This window comes from Eubacterium sp. AF16-48 (assembly GCF_003479405.1).
Lineage (GTDB): Bacteria > Bacillota > Clostridia > Lachnospirales > Lachnospiraceae > Eubacterium_G > Eubacterium_G segne.
The window spans coordinates 1-322 of sequence record NZ_QUHB01000032.1 but is presented as its reverse complement, the minus strand read 5'-3'; the positions used below and the strand labels follow the sequence as shown (position 1 = coordinate 322).

General features: G+C 35.1%; 1 pseudogene. It reads right to left on the bottom strand.

Annotation, left to right across the window (positions count from 1 at the left end):
• A pseudogene (locus DWW68_RS13310) lies at window positions 1-270 on the bottom strand (transposase); the annotation flags it as partial.
• Window positions 271-322 lie beyond the last annotated feature (52 nt).

The window sequence follows — 322 nt, the reverse complement described above, 5'->3', positions numbered from 1 at the left end:
TACATTGGATGCGTTTTCAATTCCCAAAAGCATGTAAACAATATTACCGCTTTTCTTTATGACACACATCTTCTCTAAGTCCCTTACTCTGTCCCTTGTAATTAGCTTTCCATTCTCCCCTTCCATTAATAACAGTTCTTCTGCACTGATTTCCTTTAACATGTCATGTTTTATAATCTGCCTTCCCCCATATATGGCATAGTTAAACACATCTGCAAATCTCACATTATCTGACATGTACTTCTTGGTTGCTATATCCTTGTTTCCCATATAACACCTCTTTCCTTTAATATTTCGAGGTGTATACTATTAGTTTTTCTTA